Origin of the sequence: Bacillus sp. JH7 (genome assembly GCF_001563515.1) — a bacterium.
GTDB lineage: Bacteria > Bacillota > Bacilli > Bacillales > Bacillaceae_G > Bacillus_A > Bacillus_A cereus.
The window spans coordinates 1,773,583-1,793,988 of sequence record NZ_LPUS01000001.1; the positions used below are offsets into that span (position 1 = coordinate 1,773,583).

Below are 20,406 nucleotides of genomic sequence, written 5' to 3' on the forward strand. Positions count from 1 at the left end.
GGCAAATGGATTTTCAAATTACAGAACCATTTATACTCAAGGTTGATTGGGATAAAGTAACGTATGAATTTTTAATTCGTATTAAGCCCGATGCTTCTAACACTATTGTTTTTGGATCCGGAGCAGGTGGGTTTCAAGAACAGCCAATTGGTCCACCTATTTTTCATCGACATTCTTGGATGGATGAATTTGAAGATACTGTTATATATTATAATGACCCTACGTTATATCTTGGAAAATTATCTTTAGGCTGGGGACAGGGAGAGTTAAATAGATTTTATTTACAAGATATAGCAAATATTTTAGAAATAGTATTTGTAAAGTTAAAAGTTGATTCGAAAAATGTGTTGTTTTATGGCAGTTCCGGGGGAGGATTTATGTCTTTAATTTTAGCTGGATTCGTTAAGGGCTCCACAGCTTTAATTAATAATCCTCAAACAAATTTATTAAAATGGATACCTGTACCAATAAATCTAGTTTTCGATTTGTCTTATCCAAATTTATCAAGAGAAGAAGTTGAGGAGAAATTTGGCGAAAGAATTAATGTTGTGAAATTTTTTAATCACATTAAATATGTACCGAATATTTATTTTTTGCAAAATTTCGCGTGTGAATTTGATGTGCAAAATCATTTGCTACCATTTATTTCCGAATTAGAGCAACTTGATAAAGACACGGAAGTAAATCAAATTATAATTGACTTATATTTTGATAAAAAAGCAGGACATGCAGCTGTAGGGAAGAGTGAAACAATTGAATATATAAAAAAAGTAAAACCTAATCAGACTGTAAAAGAAGAACAAAAAGAAGTGGACCTATCAGTCGTTATAGTTTTAGGAGAAGAAAAATCAAAATTGAATCAAATTTTAAATAAAGTGCAGCATATAAAACCGATAGAAATTATTATTGTAGCTGATGATAGAATGAGTGCGATACAATCTATACCAACATTTGTTGAAAGTAACGTTGTTGTGATTGAGGAGAAAAGTAAACGGAAAGCACCAGTTCATGGGGCAAAAATCGCCAATGGTGATGTAGTCTTATTTTTAGATGGGGAAGATGTTATTTTTTCGGTAGAATTAGAGCGATTTATAGAACCGATACTGAAAAAGGAACAGGATGTAATCTTAAATAACATAGACTCCGTATGTTTTGAAAAGATGAGAGTAGAATGGCCAAGTATTGCTATGGTGTATAGAAAAATAGTAAACGATGTATTGGGGCGTATGGATTTAAAATATGATTCGATGTTATCTATGCCATATGCTATTACTAAAAAAGCAATTGAAGACATTGGATATGATATCTTGCAGAACCCTATTCTGTCCCAAGTAACTCTTATTGAGAAAGGGTGGCGACTACAATCCTCGTCAGCTATCACTAACACCTCCTTGAATAATATGCCCGCAAACGAAACCTCTTTCTATAAAAATGAATTAACTAAATTAGAAGTATATGAGATTAAAGAAAATATAAAAGCTTTGGAGAGTTGGTTACAACGAAAAGATGATAGAGGTAACTATACAGATGGAGGAAGAAAAAGAGAAATTATAGAGCAGTTAAAAAAACAAAAGAATTATTCACGTTTCCATAAAGGATGGGGAATGAATTCATCAATTTATAATGGAAAACAGTTATCAATTATTATACCAGCACAAAATGAAGAATCAACGATTAAAGAAGTTATTCTTGAGGCAAGAAAAATTGAACCGAAAGAAATAATTGTTGTCATTAATGGGTCAACAGATCAGACAGAAGTAATCGCTAAGCAATCAGGGGCAACAGTAATTGTTTATGAAGAAAGATTAGGGCATGATGTAGGACGGGCAATTGGTGCACAAGAAGCCACAGGGGATATACTTCTCTTTATTGATGCTGATTTTGCTATTCTAGCAAAAGATCTTCATCCGTTAACGCAAGCTGTTGCGGATGGTGTTGATATGGTTTTAAATGATTTAAATTTAAATCTTAGATTTCCTCTATATATTGTAAGTTTATATAAATATATTTTGAATATTGCTTGTAACCGTAAAGATTTAGGGGTAGGATCTACAATTGCTGTTCCCCATGCTATTAGTAGAAAATGTTTAGAGGGAATTGGCTGGGACACTCTTCACACAGCGTGTGTTGCACAAGTAAAGGCAATATTAGAAGGGTATAAAGTCGGATGTGTCCATTTTGTAGATGTAATGAAACCAAATCGTATTCGGCCACAAGAGCATTTTGCGACGATAGGACATCCACCAGCTGTATTGAGAATTACTGGGGATCATTTAGAAGGACTTTCATATTTATTGAAGAATAAGGATTTTAAAGATTTATTTTAAAAGGTAAATTTGTCTATTGAATGAGTAACTTAAACATTTCATTTATGCAACTTGACGATATTTAGTATTGCAATGAAACTAAAATCAAAAATTTTTATTATTTTTAGCTCAGGTACAAGTGAAGAGCATGTTTCACTGACTGATAGTAAATGAACAAGTAACAAAAAGGTAAAGGCTTCTTTATATATGAAGAAGCTTTTATCTTTTTTATTTTAAGTATGGAAGGTAAAGGGTAAATAAAGTTGTATTTTTATTTTTGGATAAATAGATATTAGATATAAGAAAGAAGGGAATATCTTGTCTTGCATCAATAAAAGTTGTTTTAATATTTCTTTAGAAACTAAAGTCAATCCAAATGGTGGCGCAGAAATATTCGTAAGGTGCAATGATGAAAGTTTGTCTAATTTTAATGTAATACCATTTATCGCATGTATTTCTATTGCAGTGAAAGATGATTTGAGTTTCTTAGTTAATTTAGATAGTTTAATCAAACGTTAATTGCCTATAAAACGAATAGTAAAATAGCATCTAATTTACAAGACTTAGTAAGAGAGTCGTGTCCGAATTTGATTAACTGCATATATTGTTAAAAGAAAGGAGGGAGAGTTATGGCATGTACTACGAATAATGTTTGTTTAGATGTGTGTCTTAAAATTACAATTACCCCTGGTAGTGGAATTGATGCAGTAGTCGATTGTGGAGGCACATGTGGGACAAGTCCTACTATTGTAATTAGTCCTAGTGGATCAATTGTTATTACTTTACCATTAGTTGCATGTTTCTCAATTGCACTAAAAGATGATTTAAGTGTTGACTCTTCATTAACAAGCCTCTATTTTCAAACTTCTTAAGAAAGATACAGAAATGAAAAGCCTGCCTGCTACTTTTCTTTTGATCTAATGTGAAAATAAAAAAGATGGTTACAACCATCTTTTTTATTTTGCTATATATTTAAAATAAATTCATATATTATTTGGTGGTAAGAATATACAATTAAAAGCATTCAGTGTTTCTTTTTTGTTCGATGAGGTAAGAAATTGCTTCTATATGATCACCAATGATTTGTTGCGTTGCTAATGAAAGGTAGCCTTCCTGCGAGAAGTGTTTTTCTGGTCGAACTCGATTTATCTTGTCAACGTCGATAGAATGAACATTTTGTACATGCAATCCTGCTAAAATTGTTTTAACTTGACTTAAGGTTGGTGAAAGAAGAGAAGCAAACCCAATTGTATCAATGCATTTTCGACTAAAAGCATGAGGGACAGCAGTTGTGGAGCCCATACCTAAATCTTTTCGATTACATGCTAAATTAACAACATGCTTACATGCAGTTACGATAGTATAAGGAACACGATACATGTAGTAGTGCTCTAATTTATTTAAAGCTAAATCGGTTCCATTTTGAACAGATTGTACAAATGGTAATAAATCAGAACTAGGAATTAAGAAATCACCATCAATAAATAATAATATATCACCTTTTGCAAAATATGCACCAACGGCACGTCCGGTATCAATGCCGAGTGCTTCTTTGTAAGTAATAACTGTTGCACCGCAATTCTTCGCCAATTCCTCTGTTTTATCTGTTGATCCATTAACAATAATGATGATTTCTAAAGGTTTTAATTTCTGCACCTCAAAAATGATAGATTCTATCGTTTTTTCTTCATTTTGAACAGGGATAATGATGGATAATTGTTTATTTCCATAAGTATTTGAATAAAACTCTTTACCTGTAATTATTTTGGATATAGCTCTTTGTTCGCCGTTTTGAAGTTCTAAAATAATATCCCGCCTTCGATTATTATCAGTATGGTTTCCTCTTGAATCTTGTAATATATTTACCCAATTTTCAATTGCTTCTAGGTGATAACGAATGAGTTGTTTTGAGGGGAAGGAGGGAATTTGCGGTATAGAAATTTTAAAATGATTGCTAATGCGAAAATTATTTTTAATAATTTTCATTTGTGCTAATATCGGATTTAATAAACTTTCTGGAGTAATTGCTTCAAGAATTTTCTTTGTTACCGCGTAGGGAGGAAATAATAGTGAGTTAACATGTAAATCTGGACGATGAAAGAAATGATTCGTAACTTGCTGCCAAATCATTTCTATAGTTGGCTTTTGCTTTTGATAAAAAAAATCATCTAAATTGTTTAATACTAAGTCAGCTGATTTATCTAGTAATGGTTGAAGAAATTGTTTAAGTAAGGAAGGGGGGATATTGTAATTTGCATCTAAAAATAAGAGGTACTCACCTTTTGCTTTTTTGGCACCAATTACATAACAATTATTTGATTCTGTCGGTTCTTCTAATGTGATAATTTTACAATTGTAAGATTGTGCAATATCAATGGAATCATCGATACATCCGTTAATAGTAAGGATAATTTCTAAAGGCTGTAGTTGTTCACAGGCTTTCAAAATTTCAGGTAAAACTTTTATGTTATGCTGTATACGAATAATAATAGAAATTGGATTTTTACACATAAGTAGTCTCCTTTTTAATCAGAGGTAGTTATTAATAAGGTTAGATAAAATAGGAGATATATATTTTATTATATACGTAACGACTATTTAGTTTTATCAGACTTAGAATTTTCATTACTTGAATTGGAACCTTTATTTATTCCAGACGCGAGTAAATTATTGAGAACGCTAAGGTCTAATTGCATAGGGATTGAGTTTTCGGATGTAGTTTTCTCATTTTCTTTTTTTGTAGTTAATATAGTCTTTATATTTTTTATTTCTTTATATTGTTTTAAGGTAATGAAAAATCCAGAAATAATGAAGAGAAAAGAAACAGTAGTAAGTAAAAGTATTATTTCCAACATAAAAGAGCCTCCTTTAAAACTATAATAATATTATAGTTAAATGTAATAAAACAGAATTCGAGTTAATGAGTTCACTTTTTAAATATATGCAAATCTTAAGTAAAAGTTACTGATTTCTAAGTTAGAGGAAGCAATTATAGAAACGTTATAAATATAAATAAATGAAAGTTTCATTTGTAGTGTAAAGGTATATATTATATAAGCTAAACGTCATTTTATAACAAGTTAAACAGGGTTTAATTTTATATAAAAAGAGCATTTAATTGGACAAATAATTAATTATGTGAAATAATAATAACAGATAAGGAGACGTTGTTTTTCCTTAAGTGCTTCGAATTAATTTTATTCAATAAGAGAAGGTGTGCTTAAAGAAGTTAAATTAAATAAGGAGCTGTTTTATTATATGCAACAAAATAATGATTTAAATTTTGAACCTCAAGACGTTAATATTGTCAATCCTAAACAAGCCAGGAAAGCAGTAATTGCTACTGGTATAGGGAACGCAATGGAGTGGTTTGACTTCGGATTATACGCGTATTTAGCGGTAATTTTAAGTCAATTATTCTTCTCAGGTGTTGATAATAGTGGATTGCAACTTGTACTTACATTCGGTACATTTGCAGCAGCCTTTCTCGTTCGACCAATCGGAGGTGTATTCTTTGGTAGAATAGGAGATAAGTACGGCCGAAAAATCGTGTTAAGTACTACTATTATTTTAATGGCACTTTCTACATTATTCATCGCATTACTACCAACCTATGAACAAATTGGTGTATGGGCACCAATACTACTTTTAGTTGCCCGAATGATTCAAGGCTTCTCTACAGGCGGCGAATATTCAGGAGCAATGGTTTATATCGCAGAATCTTCTCCAGATAAAAAGCGTGGTATACTCGGTAGTGGTCTTGAAATTGGAACACTCTCAGGTTACATTGCTGCATCGGTAATTGTTACCATTTTGACGTTATTGTTAACAGATGAGCAAATGCTCAGCTGGGGATGGCGTATTCCGTTCTTAATAGCTGCACCAATTGGTTTGGTCGGTTTATACTTACGCCGTCATCTAGATGAATCTCCAATCTTTGAAGAGATGGAAAAAGCACAAGAGGAATCTGAAGACAATGAACAATTTTCATTTATGGATATTATTAAATATCACAAAAAAGACTTCTTATTAAGCACAGTAATTGTCGCCTTCTTTAATATTACAAATTATATGATTCTTTCGTATATTCCTTCTTATCTAACTCAAGTACTTAAAGTCGAAGAAACAACAGGCTTATTAATTATTTCTATTACGATGGCACTTATGATTCCACTAGCACTATATTTCGGTAAATTAAGTGATAAAATTGGTAATAAACGCGTTGTGCAAATTGGTTTACTTGGTTTAACTGTATTTGCAATTCCAGCATTTTTACTAATAGGTAACGGACATATTGCAGCTATATTTGCAGGTGTTTTCGTACTAGGTTTCTTCTTAAGTGTATATGAAGGAACATTACCTTCATTATTACCATCACTCTTTTTCACTGATGTACGTTATCGAGCACTTTCGATCTCATTTAATATTTCTGTATCGATATTCGGTGGAACAACACCGCTCGTATGTTCATACTTAGTTCATGCAACTGGTAACCCGCTCGCACCGGCATTTTATTTAGCAGGTGTAAGTATTATTGGATTAGTTGTATTTAGTGTACTATTCGTTACGACTTCAGGGCGTGCGCTAAAAGGTTCATATCCTACAGTAGAAACGAAAAAAGAAGCACACCTAATCGCTAAAGAAGACCCTGAAGAAACACTTTGGTGGCATGAAGAGTCATTAGAAATTGAAGCAGGGAAGAATGCTTCCATTTAAAAAGCAACGTAGAAGTATAAAAAGACTCCTATGAATATAGGAGTCTTTTTGTTACGTTATTTCTTTCGTTTCTTCAAACTTTTTTGATATGCATAAAGCTTATGAATCTCTTCCTTAAATTCATGTAGAAGTACAGTGTTTGCACCATTTGAATAACGCACCGTATTATAAGCATCTATAATAATATCACTTTGAATATTTACATCTTCTTCATCGTTTATTCTTTCTAGCCAAGCCTCAACAGTTTCTCCCCGTTTTCTATTTAAAGGAGGGGTTAACTTACTCTCTAGCTTGAAAATTTCCTTCCGAATTTCGTTATGTGGCGGTTTATTTCGTTTAAAACGATTTTGGCTTATTCCTTCTTTATCAGTAATGATAGTAGATTCGAAGGCGGGCATATTTGGTAAACTTAAATGTTTTCGTTTTTTTACTATTTTCCAAACGACGTAAATAGTGATAGCTGTACAGACTATTATTGTAGCGCTATTTATGAGTATTGGATCAAAATCAGGAATTTTTTTTCCGTCTTCAATTTTGGGTTTTAAGAGATGTCCTTTATTTGCCCAAACATCTTCAGTATCTTTTAATTCCGCTGCTTTAATTAATGGCATTAAAGCATAGCCGACGCCTAATGCGACTACTTCCGTTATAAAACCAAAAATAAGTCGAATGAAAGGAAATACTTGAACAATTAATATACTCATTAAGCCAATCGTAATGATAGAAGCAAAACGTAATAGTTGTTGTTTGCGATTTGCCCCGGTTAACCAAAATGTAATCATAAGATGCAAGGCTAACATTAATAGTTTCCACAACGGTGGAAAGGGTGCATAAAATATAGCTGAAACGACAAACCATACAATACCACCTAAAGATTTTTGAACTGGATATCCAGGTCCGACCACATGTACGATAAAGAAAAATAGTGGTAATATGATTGTGCCCAAAAGAGAAAAAGGTAAAAATAAAGAGAAAAGAACGATTTGAAGAACTAAAAGTATTACAAATCCTGTTGTTTTTTTCTGCATAAATTTATGAATAAGAAATACTCCAATATAGCCTGTTGTTAAAAATATTGCAATACTAATTAGTTCATCTCTTTCTGTTAATAATGAAAGCAGGAGGAGCAGAATGAAATCATGAATGTGATATAGCCAAGTTTTCAACTGGTTCCACCATCCCTTCACTAGTAATGAGAAACGTTGGCTGCGAGAGAAGAGGGAGTTCATTTCTTTGTAAACCAATGTATATCATTGTAGACGATCGTTCTCTCTTTCTCTTTACATAATGAAGGAATCCTTGTTTCGGAAGTAACGTACTATCATCTGAAATACGGGCTAATTCTTCTAAAGCTTTTGCATATTGTGTTTGTCCTTCATTTAACGGTACATGTAATGCACCGCCTTCTGCTAATACACTAATAAACAATTCAAACGGAATGTGGTGCTTCGTTGTGTACTGGAAAATGTATGTTGCATATGAAATAAGTTCTTCTACATTATCTTTCCAACCAAATCCACGATCGGCAGCTAAAGAAAGACAAATCGTCCAACTATAATTTTTTACAGGTTCATATTGCTTCGCTTGTAATTGTTGCATTTTAGCAGATGCCTTCCAATGAATAGAGCGGAAAGACTCACGCTCATATCGCTTTACACCGATAATAGATGTTTCATCATTGTAAAAAGAAAAATTCGTTCGATAAAATCCATTCAAAAGTTGCTGAAGTTCTTGCAAACCTGCTACTTCTTTAGGAGAAGGATACACAATAATTTCAGTCCTTAATTTATCAAAAACAGGTAAATGTACAGTTAATAGATGAAATGGATCTTTTAATACACATTCAAACTGTTCAATTTGAAACACACCACGCTTCGTTGCGGTTAATGTTAAACCCCATTTTTGTGCCGAATGTGCGGGTTGTGAAAATGGGAAAGAGAATAATGTTTTTGATATTTGTTCAATGCCTTGCTCTTTATGCGGTATAAGGGACGAATTTAAATGAAAGTAACAAACACCATTAACGAGCGGTATGCTGGCTCCATTTTTTAAATGAATAAAAAACTGTCCAGATTCCTCAGGAAAAAGCCGTGTAGTTTGTTTCTCATTTATGATTTGAAACTTCTTCTCTATGAAAGCGACATATTTATAAATAAAAATCGCAAATATATAATAGAAGAAAAAGAGAAACATAAGCATTCGTTGCGGGAAAAAGAATGTGAAAAGTAACGCGATTGGAACGGTTAGTTGAATAATATGGAGTTGAAAAAATAAAGGCACAGTTACAACACGCTGTCCATTCATGCTTGCTCAATCTCCACAGGTACGTCAACTTCTTTTAAAATACTTTTCATAATATCATTTTTTGTCGTACGTAATGCACCTTCCATTGATAAGACGATACGGTGATTCCAAACAGAAGGAACTAACAATTGTATATCTTCTGGTGTGCAATATTCTCTCCCATGTAAAAAGGCTAAAGCTTGAACAGCACGTACTAAAGCTAATGTGGCACGTGGGCTTACACCGTTAGCGATATAATCATGATTTCTTGTAGCATGAGCAAGTTTAATAATGTAATGTTCTAACGGTTCCGAAACAAATATTTCTTTTACTCGTTTTTGAGATTCTAAAATATCTTCTAATGAGATGACAGATGTGACACTTTCTAATGGTAAATCGTTCCGAAAACGTCGCATCATTTGTAGCTCATCTTCAGGAGTAGGATAACCGATTGAAATCGTCATTAAAAAGCGATCAAGCTGTGCATCTGGAAGAGGGAAAGTCCCTTGTGATTCAATTGGGTTTTGCGTCGCAATAACAAAGAACGGTTTCGGCAGAGGCGTAGATTGTTTTTCGAGCGTTACTTGTCGTTCTTCCATCGCTTCTAACAAACTCGACTGCGTTCTCGGCATTGCACGGTTAATTTCATCTGCCAGCAAAATGTTTGTCATAACTGGTCCAATTCTTAATTCGAATTCGCTTGTTTTTGGGTTGAAGTATTCAATACCTGTTATATCACTTGGAAGTACATCGGGGGTGAATTGAACGCGAGAAAAACTACCACCAATACTTTTGGAAATGGTTTTCGCCAGTAACGTTTTCCCAGTACCAGGCACGTCTTCGAGTAGTGCATGTCCATCAGCAAGAAGTGAAACGAGCAGTAGATCAATAACATTTTCTTTCCCAACAAACACAGATCCGATGTTTTCTTTCAATTTATTTATCATATGTACCATTCCTTTCATTATAAAAGAGCTAATATTTCTATATTTTAACAAATTATTCAGAAAATTTGTATGGTTTTTTAATTCAAAGAAATGGATATTTAATTATTAAATTACTCTTGCATATTTTGGAATATGATTATACAATATCGATATACGATGTATCGTAAGTCGATATATCATAAGGCGATGTATCGGAGGTAGTTATAATGAATGGGAAGGCGCAAAAATATATTCCGTTAACTGAGGCGACATATTACATATTGTTATCACTAGTGAAACCAATGCACGGATATGGAATTATGCAAATGGTAGAAGAGATGACAAATGGGGAAGTAAAGCTCGGTCCTGGTACTTTATACGGGAATACGACGAAATTACTTAAAGAAAAATTAATTGTTGAAGTTGCCTCTACAGATAGAAAGAAGTGCTATGAGTTAACGGCGTTTGGGAGAGAAGTGTTAGAGCTAGAATATAACAGATTGCAGAGATCTGTAAGGAATGGAAATAGTATATTAGGGGAGTGAATGGAAGATGGAGACAAAAAGGGTATTTAAATTTTTTACGGCATGGAATTTAGAAAAAGAAGAAGCTTTTTTACGAAAGATGCATCAGCAAGGTTGGGCATTACAAAAATATAATTTAATGTATACGTTTCAGAAAACTGAGCCAAAAGATGTAATATACAAAGCTGATTTTAGATTGGTTTATAGAGATTCGAAAGAACAACAACAAGAGTATTTCGAAATATACGAAATGTCAGGTTGGAAACGCGTAACAAGTTTCACAAGATGGAATTATTTTTGTAAAGAGGTAGAAGAGGTTAATGAATTGCCTGATATTTACTCAGAAAAAGAGACGAGGATACAAAAACTAAATGAATTATTGCTATTCCTTGTTATTATATCAGCAAGTATATTACCATCAATGTATAACCTATTTTTAAGCCCGATGGAATCAAGATTGCCAATGTGGGCGAAAGTTACGACAGGTCTTTCAGGTTGTATGTGGATGTACTTTTTTATAAGACTCTCTTGGAAAATCAGAAAATTAAAAAGTGAAATATTATAATAAAGAGTGGAGTTTAAAAGAAGTTGATGAGAGGGAAAACCGAGATCAACTTCTTTTGTTTCTATATAAACGTAATTTGCTCACTCTTTTTTACATAATAAAAACTATGCAATTAAGGTGTAGAACTACTAGTTAAGTATTAAAATCTTATAACCAAATAAAAATCATAAATGAATAAGAAATGATTCTTAATAATAAACCACTAGTTAAAATGATCCGAAATCCTAAATATTAATATTACTTGATGTATTGCCCTTTTTTGAATATTAGCAAAATAGTGCGAAATTCAACATATAATAAGGAAGAAATCCATTTTTAATTAACTTATTAAACGAAAAAATCCCTTATAGAAAAATCTATTTCTATAAGGGATAATCATGTTTTTATTAGAAAGACTGATTTTGAGCAGGTTTAATAAATTGTTCTGGGTTTTCAACAAGCCCACATACAGCGCATTGGACACGGTATGTAGGTCCTTGATAGGCCATATGAAAAGCATTCATCGTTTCATTTGTGTATTCTTCTTCTACTTGACCAGTTTGTGGATTTAATTTGACTGGTTTTACTTGTTGCTCAAGAATATTAAAGCGGGTACGGTTTGTTTTACAACTTGGACATAGCATTGGTTCCATATGTATACACCTCCATTTGTATCATTTCTTAAAATCTTTAATTTTATGCAAGCAAAAAACTTTCTCAATATAAATAGGTGTTTAATGTATTTAAAATTCAGAAAAAATAAAATATAATAAAAGTACGAACTGGTTATGTCCAAACCAAATCTCCTGTTTTATGCCAATAAGCTGGGGGGCCGAGAAATCGGCCTCATTTTTTTGTGCTCGTTACTATAAGAAACAAGGTTTTTATGAGACATTTGTCGAAATTTTAGGGATGGATATAAAGGGGGATGTAAAATGAATTTGAAAATGAAGTACATCATTTTATATGTAGAAAAGTTTGAGGCATGTTTAAGGTTCTATAAAGATATTTTACAGTTACCTATAAAAGCAGAGCACGGAACATATATTGAATTTAATACTGGAACTACCATTTTAGCGATGAATACGCGGCAAGATGTGAAAGAATTAACAGGACTACCGCTTACAGAAGGTGAATTACAGTCTTCTCATTTCGAATTAGGATTCGTTGTTGAGAATGTACAAGAAACGATTGAGCAATTTAGAGAACAAGGAATCAAGATTTTAGTTGAACCTATTGTAAAACCGTGGGGACAAACAATTGCCTACATTGCTGATCCAGATGGAAATTATATTGAAATTTGCAGTTCATTAGAATAGAGGGAGAAAGAGAGATGGGATTTCCGAAACTAGAAACAGAACGTTTACGACTAAGAGAACTTACACTATTAGATGCAGAAACGCTGTTCCAATATTTCTCGAAAGAATCAGTTATACGTTATTTCGGAATGGATTCTTTTGAAAATATTGAGCAAGCGAAAACAACGATTCAAACGTTTAAAAATCGTTATGAAGAGGGCAGTGTATTTCGCTGGGGAATCGAGAAAAAAGGGACGGGCCAATTAATCGGAACGTGCGGATTTCATTTAATTAATAATCATCATAAACGAGCTGAAATTGGTTATGAATTAGACGATACATATTGGGGACAAGGGTATGCAACGGAAGCGTTACAGGCAATTTTAACTTACGGGTTTGAAACATTGCAACTTATTAGAGTTGCTGCTGTTGTATATGTAGAAAATAAAGCTTCTCAAAAATTATTAAGTAAAGCAGGATTTCAAGAAGAAGGATTACTTCGAAAACATATGATTCAAAATGGAGTTGCTCATGATACTATTTTATATTCTTTATTAAAAGAAGAGTGGAAGAAGTAATGAGTACAAACGAACTTATAACGATTATGAAGAAGCATAGGGAAAATAGATTCATTTTAGGTATAGATGGTTTAAGTCGATCTGGAAAAACAACATTCGTAACCAATTTAAAAGAAAATATGAAACAAGAAGGCATTCCGTTTCATATTTTCCATATTGATGATCACATAGTGGAGCGTAATAAACGATATCATACTGGATATGAAGAATGGTACGAGTATTATTATTTACAATGGGACATTGAATGGCTAAGGCAGAAATTTTTTCAAAAGCTACAACATGAAACAAAATTGAAATTACCTTTCTTTCATGAAGAAACAGATATATGTGAAATGGAAAAAGTACAGATTCCTATTGTAGGGGTAATTGTTATTGAAGGAGTTTTTCTGCAGCGAAAAGAATGGAGAGATTTCTTTCATTATATGGTCTATTTGGACTGTCCAAGAGAGACAAGGTTTCTACGTGAGAGTGAGGAGACACAGAAGAACCTTTCAAAGTTTGAAAATAGGTATTGGAAAGCAGAGGATTATTACTTAGAAACGGAATTGCCGAGGGATAGGGCGGATTTAGTCATCCAATGATTTGAAAATAGAAGGTGAATAGAATGAATATTTTATGGGATTTTGATGGGACGTTATTTGATACGTATCCTGCATATACAATAATGCTTTCTGAAATATTAGGTGACTCAGTAGAAAAACAAGAAATATACAAAAACTTAAAAATATCATACTCTCATGCAATTCAGTATTATAATATTTCATGCGAGCAGGAAGAAAAGATTAAAGTTTTGAAGGGAAAATTCACGCCAAAAGATATGAAACCTTTTGCAGGTGTCGAAGAGGTTTTGAAATTTGCAGATAAAAATGTGATTATGACCCATAAACATAGGACAGGGGTTATGGACATTTTAAAATATTACGGCTGGGAAAAATACTTTGTAGATATGATTACAATTGACGATGGCTTTCCCCGAAAGCCCAACTCTTTAGCTTATAATCATTTACATAAAAAACATAATATTGATTTAGCTATTGGAGATAGAGAATTAGATTTATTACCTGCAAAAGAATTAGGTATTTCAACATGTATGTTTCAAGGTGATTGTGATGTAGCGGATTATTCTTTATCACATTACTCGGAGTTTTTTAAGATAGTGAGTGATAGAGAGTTTTCTTTATAAAAAAAGTTATTAATAAAGACTGAATCTTTCATTTTAAAGGTACAGTCTTTATTTTTTAGAACTCTTTCATTTTATTCTGCAATAACGGGCAGCCTGATTGCTTCAACTAATAATCAGTGGAGGGTGAACAAAACCTCCACTGATTAAAGTTTCACTTTATTTTCTGTATATAATAATTACTAGAGATTAAAGGATAATCGTCCATCTTTAATAAGGAAGTGGTCAGTTTATTTTAACCAAATTATGGTTATTCATGTTAATATGAACTCATAGCTATATAGAAGGGGTGGGGTTAGTATGAAAACTGAAATAGTTCCTAAAAAGAAGTATAGTATAATAAGTTATGTATCTTTACTCATCGGCATTTTGTGTTTTCTATTCGTTTTTATAACGCCAACAAGGATAGCCAATGCAGGTAATATAGTTGGAGATTATATTACAATTGCCCTGACAGGTGTAGGTATCATGCTTTCAATAATCACAATGACGAAAAGAACAGAGAAGAAGGGAATTGCTATTCTTTCATTAATACTGTCCTCATCATTTTTTATATTTTGGATCATAGCAATTATCCTATTGTTTACTGGTCAAATTAGTTTTGCGCCGTAATGTGTAATAAAAAGAGTCCTTCTCGTATGATATCGGGTTCAGTTACGGGAGAGAAAATATAAAATAACACACAAATTAGGGATGTAAATCACATATGATTTAGCACTCTTTTTTTATTGTTATTATAGTGTTTAAGCACTTTTATATAGTTAAATAGTGTTCTAAATAAAAAGATAAATGGAAAATTTATGTTAAAATAGTTGTAGAGATTATGAAAAAATGTTCTTAAACTAACAGTCAGGTTACTTTAAGAAGGTTTTTTCAAAGGAAATGGTAAATATCATATTTTGAAGGGGTGATTGCAGTGGAGTAAGTGATTTTTTTAATCTTAGTTAAATACTTTGAAGGAAGGCATTTATAACTATGAATACAAAACTAATAATAGTAGAAGGGTTACCTGGATTTGGAAAATCAACCACTGCAAAGCTAATAAATGAAATTCTAAGCCAAAATAAAATTGAGGTTGAACTATTTTTAGAAGGAAATTTGAACCACCCAGCCGACTATGATGGTGTATCTTGTTTTAATAAATTTGAGTTCGATAGATTATTATCTAACAGTGGGGATTTTAAAGAAGTGCTCCTTAAGAAAGTTCTAAAAAAAGGAAGCAATTATTTATTACCATACAGAAAGATAAAAAATGAGTTTGGTGACCAGTTTTCGGACGAATTATTTAACATTATTTTAAAAAATGATATATACGAATTACCATTCGATAAAAATGTTGAATTAATTGCTGACAAATGGAATGACTTTGCTGAAACCGCTCTAGAAGACAATAAGGTTTATATCTTTGAATGTTGTTTCATACAAAATCCATTAACTATTGGGATGATTAAATATGGTGAACAACAAGAAAAAATAATAAATTATGTAATGAAAGTTGCAAAAATCATAGAGAATTTAAATCCAATGTTATTGTATATAGAACAAGATAATCTTGAATTTTCATTTAGGAAGGCGTTAAAAGAAAGAACTCCAGAATGGTCCACAGGAATTATTGACTATTACACTAACCAAGGCTATGGGAAAGAACATAACCATTCAGGTGTAGAAGGAGCGATAAAAGTTCTTGAAGCTAGAAGGAATTTAGAATTAGAAATATTCGATATGTTAAAAATGAAAAAAGAAAAAATCAATAATACAAAATATGAAATTGACTCATATAGGTCAATGTTAAAAGATAAGTTAGCCATACAAATGGTGAAATAGCTTTTTACACTAACTGGTGCTTTAGTTGAAGAAGGAAATAAAAACGCTCTGAATATCTTCTGAGCGTTTTAGTTTGTTATTCCTAATGGTTATTAGCATTTTTCTCTTCCTACACTGAACCCATTACTCATATGAAGGACTCTTTTTACTCGGTATCTTCAGGTTGATATTCTAAAATATCCCCCGGTTGGCATTCTAATGCTTTACATATTGCTTCTAAAGTTGAAAAACGGACTGCTTTTGCTTTTCCATTTTTCAAGATAGAAAGGTTAGCCATTGTAATTCCAACCTTCTCCGAAAGTTCTGTTACACTCATTTTTCTTTTTGCTAACATTACATCAATATTAATAATAATTGCCATATTATTCACCTCAGACCGTTAAATCATTTTCTGATTTTATATCTATAGCATCTTTTAATAGTCTTTGGAGAACGGCAGCAAAGACCGCGATTACCATTGAAGAAAAAATCATAATCATTCCGATAATAATAATGCCAGGGGCATCATCTCTCTCTGCCACGAGATAAAAAAGTGGCATACCTAATACATATAATACACTAATTGCCAATGCGCTGTACTTAATATTTTTTAAAGCTTGAACAGATAGCTCTGAGAATGCGTTATTTTTATCAATATAGTTTAAAAGCTTAAATGTTTGGTACAGTGCGAAGTAATAAGGTAGTGCTGTTGCGTATAAATTGATAAATACAAGATATTTAATATATGCAATATCTGGATATAATTCTGCGGCAAAATTTCCTATTTTAGGGACTAAAAAAATGCACATAGCAAGAACGGGGATTCCGATTAGAATTACAACGGTCTTTAAAAAGAGTGTGGATCCTTGTTTCATAAAAAGCACCTCATTTATTTAATATCTTATTAATTTAACATGAAATTTATTGTTTAACAATAAATTTTTATTTCTTTTAATCGAGGATTTATTGTTAAACAAGTAATTAATGAAAAGGATGTTAAATCTTTTTTATAAGATAAATGATACATATCGATATTTAATTAAAGAAAGAGAAAGTAACTATTGTTAGCTTTATGAGAATTGGGAACTAATAAAACATATGTAGGTTTTGGTATGGAAAAGGAAATAAGGTGTATTGAAATGAATGCAAAGTTTATGGAGGAACAATCATGTTGAATTATGGTGTGAAGATGAAAAAGTTACTATTAGTGGGAGCTATAATAGTAAGCATATTAAGTACGGAAAGTATGATGAATTATCATGCGGCCAAAGCTAAGGTGAAAAAAGTAGAACACCAGCCTAAAAATATAATTATGATGGTTATGGACGGAACGAGTTCAACGGCGACAACATTGGCTCGCTGGTATAAAGGGGCACCGCTTACGTTAGATCAAATTGTAACAGGAGGTGTTCGTACGTTTTCGGCGGAATCAGCTATTACAGACTCAGCGCCAGCAGCAACAGCTTTAGCAACTGGAAATAAATCGAATTCAGGATATGTAGGTATATTACCTTCTATTGTAAGTTCGCCTAGCTTACAGCCAATAAAAGAAGAAGAAAAGTTACGGCCGGTCGCAAACGTATTAGAAGGCGCAAAATGTACTGGTCGTGCAACTGGCATTGTTGCTACATCTGAAATTCAGCATGCTACTCCGGCCGGATTCTCTGCTCACCATGTCAATCGCAAACATTTTGACGTAATTGCGAAGCAGCAAGTATATCAAAATATAGATGTCGTATTAGGCGGGGGAAAAGCGGCGCTGTTACCTATGAAAAGTAATGGAATCCGAAAAGATGGTGAAAATTTAGTAAAGGTGATTCAAGACAAAGGATACGATTTCGTTGAAACGAAAGATGCGTTATTGAACTCCAAATCTAATAAAATTTGGGGCTCTTTCTCACATCATGCTCTTGCGTTTGATATGGATCGTATAGCAACAAATCCAGAACAACCAACACTTTCTCAAATGACAGAAAAAGCAATTCAAACATTATCAAAAGATAAAGATGGCTTCTTTTTATTCGTAGAAGGTAGTAAGCCTGATTGGGCAGCTCATGCTAATGATCCAATTGGGATGATTAGTGATGTATTGGCATTTGATGAAGCGGTAGCAAAGGCGTTACAATTTGCGAAGAAAGATGGGGATACGATGCTCATCGCTTTAACTGATCATGGTAACAGCGGCATCTCTATAGGGAATAGGAATACGACAAAAGGATACAATACTACACCGGTTTCTGTATACATTGATCCATTGAAAAAGGCGAAAATGACACTTGAAGGAACTATAAATAAACTGAAATCTGATTTATCAAATGTAGAAGATGTAGCTAAACTATACGGTTTGGATAATCTAACTCATGATGAAAAAGAACAATTAAAAGTGGCAAAAAAGAAAATGGATGTAGGACGAATTTTTACTACATTATTGGCTAATCGTGCAAATATCGGCTTTACGACAGGAGGACATACAGGTGAGGATGTATTCTTACATTCTTATGGACCTCAAAAACCAGAAGGCTTAATCCAAAATACAGACATTGCGAAGACGATGGCGAAAGCGATGGGCTTTAACTTAGAAGAAGTAACGAATAAAATATTTTTAGAGAGTGAACAAGCCTTTAAGAAAATCGGTGCAACTGTAACAGCCGACAAAACCGAAGGAGCAAACCCGTTACTCGTAGTAAAACATAATAAAGTAGAAGCACAATTATTTGGTAACAAAAATATAATTCGTATCAATGGTAAAGGGTATGAATTAAGAAGTATTATTGTAGAGAGTAATGGAAAGTACTATGTACCAGAAGAAGCAATTCAACTATTTGTAAAGCATTCTCGTTAAAAAATTGCCAACCAGTTAAGCTAACTGGTGGCAATTTTTTGTGTTTATTCTAAATATAAGGGCTCGAATTGTTTTGTAATTTTTTTATATGAGACTTGTATAAATGTTAAAGGGAAATTATATTTTTTTCTTACATTAAAAAATTTCATTTTGTAGAATAAGAAGTTATACATATAGTAAAGTTTAATGTGTTATCAATTAATATTTACGAAAAATATATTAATACTTTAGAATTTCTTTAATGTTCATTATTTTTTATTTAAGGTTATCCGTTATATTTATAATATGTTTATTTCAATTTATTGTATTGAAGCTCAGTTTTATATAATTATAAAGCAATCATCAAAATAAAATCTCCACTAGAGTAAATTTATTATTTTTTTGTGGAAATTATTATGCAGCTAAGAAAACTGTAGTTTATTGAATTAGAAATATATTAGAATTTACTTGAAGAAAGAGAGAGGGAATAAAATGAATATAGTGCACTTACGTCCTAAACAGCGGTCTAAGTATCGCATTATGCTAGGGAAGTGGTATTACTCTACAAAGAGGTACATTCAGTGGTTGGCAGACGGAAAAACATATGCAAAAAGGTTCCAACAAGAAAAGCTACCTTGTACAGCAATTCAGCACCGAACGATATTACTTCGTAAGCTAAAAGATGTAGATATGTGGTATCAACAGAATAAGGTTGTTAATTTGAAAATTGCTGTTAAAAAACTAAATGGTATCGTCATTAGACCGGGAGAAACATTTTCTTACTGGCGTTTAATAGGTAAGCCAACGAGGAAAAAAGGGTATGTAGAAGGTATGGTATTACATTACGGATCTTTTCAAACAGGTATTGGAGGAGGTCTTTGTCAGCTTTCGAATTTAATATATTGGATGACTTTACATACACCACTGACAGTAACAGAACGATATCGTCATAGCTTTGATGTCTTTCCTGACTCTAGGCGCACTCAACCGTTTGGGAGTGGGGCGACTTGTTCCTATAACTATTTGGATTTACAAATTAAAAATGAAACGGACCAACTGTATCAACTTCACCTTTATATGACAGATGAACATTTAGTTGGTGAATGGAGAACAGTCTATCCGCAACTTTATCAATATGAAGTGTATGAGAAAGAACACTCAATTCAACCTGCATACTGGGGCGGTTATATACGACATAATGTGATTCAACGTAAAGTATATAATCAACAGAAACAGTTAATAGAAGATCAATATGTAACAGAGAATCACGCTATAATGATGTACGAACCACTATTAGCTTGTAATAATGAGAATAGTGAGTAATATGGTAATCCATAGATTAAATAGTATAGAAAATATTTAATTCTTATTTTTATTAAAAAAGTATGAATCCCAGATTTACTGGATTTTGATTGTAACTAAGAACA

Annotated in this window: 22 protein-coding genes; 14 read left to right on the plus strand and 8 right to left on the minus strand. The window is 32.5% G+C overall.

The features are described from left to right. The first annotated feature begins 5 nt into the window (after nt 1-5). The 3 genes from AU379_RS28735 (at nt 6) to AU379_RS08970 (ending at nt 3,178) form a co-directional block, all read left to right on the plus strand. Nucleotides 6-2,327: a glycosyltransferase gene (locus AU379_RS28735; RefSeq protein WP_119781620.1), complete on the plus strand. Its 2,322-nt coding sequence runs from the start codon at nt 6-8 to the stop codon at nt 2,325-2,327. A 297-nt stretch (nt 2,328-2,624) separates the two neighbouring features. Beyond that, entirely contained in the window at nt 2,625-2,825 is a 201-nt protein-coding gene (locus AU379_RS31200) for a hypothetical protein (protein ID WP_002098269.1), read from the plus strand. A gap of 110 nt (nt 2,826-2,935) precedes the next feature. Further along, on the plus strand, nt 2,936-3,178 hold the full coding sequence (locus tag AU379_RS08970) for a hypothetical protein (protein ID WP_000752474.1): 243 nt from the start codon (nt 2,936-2,938) through the stop codon (nt 3,176-3,178). A 142-nt stretch (nt 3,179-3,320) separates the two neighbouring features. Here the strand turns inward: AU379_RS08970 and AU379_RS08975 are convergent, their stop codons facing one another. Both AU379_RS08975 and AU379_RS08980 read right to left on the minus strand, forming a co-directional pair. Beyond that, a complete protein-coding gene (locus AU379_RS08975) occupies nt 3,321-4,817 on the minus strand; it encodes a glycosyltransferase (protein WP_061139148.1) in 1,497 nt (498 codons plus the stop codon). A gap of 83 nt (nt 4,818-4,900) precedes the next feature. Further along, entirely contained in the window at nt 4,901-5,161 is a 261-nt protein-coding gene (locus tag AU379_RS08980; RefSeq protein ID WP_000889747.1) for a hypothetical protein, read from the minus strand. 403 nt (nt 5,162-5,564) lie between these two features. On the opposite strand from AU379_RS08980, the gene AU379_RS08985 reads away from it, so the two are divergent. Continuing rightward, the gene (locus AU379_RS08985) at nt 5,565-7,022 is read left to right on the plus strand and encodes an MFS transporter (RefSeq protein WP_061139149.1); all 1,458 of its coding nucleotides are present in this window, start codon (nt 5,565-5,567) and stop codon (nt 7,020-7,022) included. A gap of 56 nt (nt 7,023-7,078) precedes the next feature. Here AU379_RS08985 and AU379_RS08990 read toward each other — a convergent pair whose 3' ends face one another. Genes AU379_RS08990 through AU379_RS09000 form a run of 3 tightly spaced genes read right to left on the minus strand, consistent with a single transcriptional unit; the run spans nt 7,079 to nt 10,252 of the window. Next, entirely contained in the window at nt 7,079-8,188 is a 1,110-nt protein-coding gene (locus tag AU379_RS08990; RefSeq protein WP_061139150.1) for a DUF4018 domain-containing protein, read from the minus strand. Further along, a complete protein-coding gene (locus AU379_RS08995) occupies nt 8,160-9,326 on the minus strand; it encodes a DUF58 domain-containing protein (protein ID WP_001014390.1) in 1,167 nt (388 codons plus the stop codon). The genes AU379_RS08990 and AU379_RS08995 overlap by 29 nt, the downstream gene beginning before the upstream one ends. Further along, nucleotides 9,323-10,252: a MoxR family ATPase gene (locus AU379_RS09000; RefSeq protein ID WP_000608776.1), complete on the minus strand. Its 930-nt coding sequence runs from the start codon at nt 10,250-10,252 to the stop codon at nt 9,323-9,325. Before AU379_RS09000 ends, AU379_RS08995 begins: the two co-directional genes overlap by 4 nt. 206 nt (nt 10,253-10,458) lie before the next feature. Between AU379_RS09000 and AU379_RS09005 the strand changes: the two genes are divergently transcribed. Further along, complete coding sequence (locus AU379_RS09005) at nt 10,459-10,776, plus strand: PadR family transcriptional regulator (protein ID WP_001013433.1); 318 nt, start codon at nt 10,459-10,461, stop codon at nt 10,774-10,776. A 7-nt stretch (nt 10,777-10,783) separates the two neighbouring features. Beyond that, nucleotides 10,784-11,320, plus strand: coding sequence for a DUF2812 domain-containing protein (locus AU379_RS09010; RefSeq protein ID WP_061139151.1), 537 nt, complete (start codon nt 10,784-10,786; stop codon nt 11,318-11,320). A gap of 386 nt (nt 11,321-11,706) precedes the next feature. Here the strand turns inward: AU379_RS09010 and AU379_RS09015 are convergent, their stop codons facing one another. Next, a complete protein-coding gene (locus tag AU379_RS09015; RefSeq protein WP_000433609.1) occupies nt 11,707-11,952 on the minus strand; it encodes a hypothetical protein in 246 nt (81 codons plus the stop codon). A gap of 282 nt (nt 11,953-12,234) precedes the next feature. Here AU379_RS09015 and AU379_RS09020 point away from each other — a divergent pair, with 282 nt between their 5' ends. From AU379_RS09020 to AU379_RS09045, 6 genes are all read left to right on the plus strand, one after another. Further along, complete coding sequence (locus AU379_RS09020) at nt 12,235-12,618, plus strand: VOC family protein (RefSeq protein ID WP_001049847.1); 384 nt, start codon at nt 12,235-12,237, stop codon at nt 12,616-12,618. Nucleotides 12,619-12,632: 14 nt separating this feature from the next. Then, the gene (locus tag AU379_RS09025; protein WP_000506676.1) at nt 12,633-13,175 is read left to right on the plus strand and encodes a GNAT family protein; all 543 of its coding nucleotides are present in this window, start codon (nt 12,633-12,635) and stop codon (nt 13,173-13,175) included. Next, complete coding sequence (locus AU379_RS09030; protein WP_000106121.1) at nt 13,175-13,756, plus strand: kinase; 582 nt, start codon at nt 13,175-13,177, stop codon at nt 13,754-13,756. Before AU379_RS09025 ends, AU379_RS09030 begins: the two co-directional genes overlap by 1 nt. 23 nt (nt 13,757-13,779) lie before the next feature. Beyond that, nucleotides 13,780-14,358, plus strand: a complete 579-nt coding sequence (locus AU379_RS09035) for an HAD-IA family hydrolase (RefSeq protein WP_001024222.1) — start codon at nt 13,780-13,782, stop codon at nt 14,356-14,358. Nucleotides 14,359-14,655: 297 nt separating this feature from the next. Then, the gene (locus AU379_RS09040) at nt 14,656-14,967 is read left to right on the plus strand and encodes a hypothetical protein (protein WP_000845560.1); all 312 of its coding nucleotides are present in this window, start codon (nt 14,656-14,658) and stop codon (nt 14,965-14,967) included. Nucleotides 14,968-15,330: 363 nt separating this feature from the next. Further along, a complete protein-coding gene (locus tag AU379_RS09045; protein ID WP_050821919.1) occupies nt 15,331-16,179 on the plus strand; it encodes a hypothetical protein in 849 nt (282 codons plus the stop codon). Nucleotides 16,180-16,324: 145 nt separating this feature from the next. Here the strand turns inward: AU379_RS09045 and AU379_RS09050 are convergent, their stop codons facing one another. Further along, nucleotides 16,325-16,540 (minus strand): helix-turn-helix transcriptional regulator, encoded by a 216-nt coding sequence (locus tag AU379_RS09050; RefSeq protein ID WP_000974619.1) that lies wholly within the window; start codon nt 16,538-16,540, stop codon nt 16,325-16,327. Nucleotides 16,541-16,550: 10 nt separating this feature from the next. After that, the gene (locus AU379_RS09055; protein WP_000809124.1) at nt 16,551-17,033 is read right to left on the minus strand and encodes a DUF2975 domain-containing protein; all 483 of its coding nucleotides are present in this window, start codon (nt 17,031-17,033) and stop codon (nt 16,551-16,553) included. A 293-nt stretch (nt 17,034-17,326) separates the two neighbouring features. Here AU379_RS09055 and AU379_RS09060 point away from each other — a divergent pair, with 293 nt between their 5' ends. Together AU379_RS09060 and AU379_RS09065 are read left to right on the plus strand one after the other, a co-directional pair. After that, entirely contained in the window at nt 17,327-19,000 is a 1,674-nt protein-coding gene (locus AU379_RS09060) for an alkaline phosphatase (RefSeq protein ID WP_050821918.1), read from the plus strand. A gap of 471 nt (nt 19,001-19,471) precedes the next feature. Then, the gene (locus AU379_RS09065; protein ID WP_009327106.1) at nt 19,472-20,302 is read left to right on the plus strand and encodes a VanW family protein; all 831 of its coding nucleotides are present in this window, start codon (nt 19,472-19,474) and stop codon (nt 20,300-20,302) included. The last annotated feature ends 104 nt before the right edge of the window (nt 20,303-20,406 follow it).

Excerpts from the sequence above, each read along its gene's own strand:
- AU379_RS09015 (WP_000433609.1), bottom strand. The coding sequence starts at position 11,952 with ATGGAACCAATGCTATGTCCAAGTTGTAAAACAAACCGTACCCGCTTT.
- AU379_RS09025 (WP_000506676.1), top strand. The coding sequence starts at position 12,633 with ATGGGATTTCCGAAACTAGAAACAGAACGTTTACGACTAAGAGAACTT.
- AU379_RS09040 (WP_000845560.1), top strand. The coding sequence starts at position 14,656 with ATGAAAACTGAAATAGTTCCTAAAAAGAAGTATAGTATAATAAGTTAT.
- AU379_RS08980 (WP_000889747.1), bottom strand. The coding sequence starts at position 5,161 with ATGTTGGAAATAATACTTTTACTTACTACTGTTTCTTTTCTCTTCATT.
- AU379_RS08985 (WP_061139149.1), top strand. The coding sequence starts at position 5,565 with ATGCAACAAAATAATGATTTAAATTTTGAACCTCAAGACGTTAATATT.
- AU379_RS09060 (WP_050821918.1), top strand. The coding sequence starts at position 17,327 with ATGTTGAATTATGGTGTGAAGATGAAAAAGTTACTATTAGTGGGAGCT.
- AU379_RS09050 (WP_000974619.1), bottom strand. The coding sequence starts at position 16,540 with ATGGCAATTATTATTAATATTGATGTAATGTTAGCAAAAAGAAAAATG.
- AU379_RS09000 (WP_000608776.1), bottom strand. The coding sequence starts at position 10,252 with ATGATAAATAAATTGAAAGAAAACATCGGATCTGTGTTTGTTGGGAAA.
- AU379_RS09035 (WP_001024222.1), top strand. The coding sequence starts at position 13,780 with ATGAATATTTTATGGGATTTTGATGGGACGTTATTTGATACGTATCCT.
- AU379_RS09055 (WP_000809124.1), bottom strand. The coding sequence starts at position 17,033 with ATGAAACAAGGATCCACACTCTTTTTAAAGACCGTTGTAATTCTAATC.
- AU379_RS08995 (WP_001014390.1), bottom strand. The coding sequence starts at position 9,326 with ATGAATGGACAGCGTGTTGTAACTGTGCCTTTATTTTTTCAACTCCAT.
- AU379_RS08975 (WP_061139148.1), bottom strand. The coding sequence starts at position 4,817 with ATGTGTAAAAATCCAATTTCTATTATTATTCGTATACAGCATAACATA.
- AU379_RS28735 (WP_119781620.1), top strand. The coding sequence starts at position 6 with ATGGATTTTCAAATTACAGAACCATTTATACTCAAGGTTGATTGGGAT.
- AU379_RS09020 (WP_001049847.1), top strand. The coding sequence starts at position 12,235 with ATGAATTTGAAAATGAAGTACATCATTTTATATGTAGAAAAGTTTGAG.
- AU379_RS09030 (WP_000106121.1), top strand. The coding sequence starts at position 13,175 with ATGAGTACAAACGAACTTATAACGATTATGAAGAAGCATAGGGAAAAT.
- AU379_RS09045 (WP_050821919.1), top strand. The coding sequence starts at position 15,331 with ATGAATACAAAACTAATAATAGTAGAAGGGTTACCTGGATTTGGAAAA.
- AU379_RS09005 (WP_001013433.1), top strand. The coding sequence starts at position 10,459 with ATGAATGGGAAGGCGCAAAAATATATTCCGTTAACTGAGGCGACATAT.
- AU379_RS08970 (WP_000752474.1), top strand. The coding sequence starts at position 2,936 with ATGGCATGTACTACGAATAATGTTTGTTTAGATGTGTGTCTTAAAATT.
- AU379_RS09010 (WP_061139151.1), top strand. The coding sequence starts at position 10,784 with ATGGAGACAAAAAGGGTATTTAAATTTTTTACGGCATGGAATTTAGAA.
- AU379_RS09065 (WP_009327106.1), top strand. The coding sequence starts at position 19,472 with ATGAATATAGTGCACTTACGTCCTAAACAGCGGTCTAAGTATCGCATT.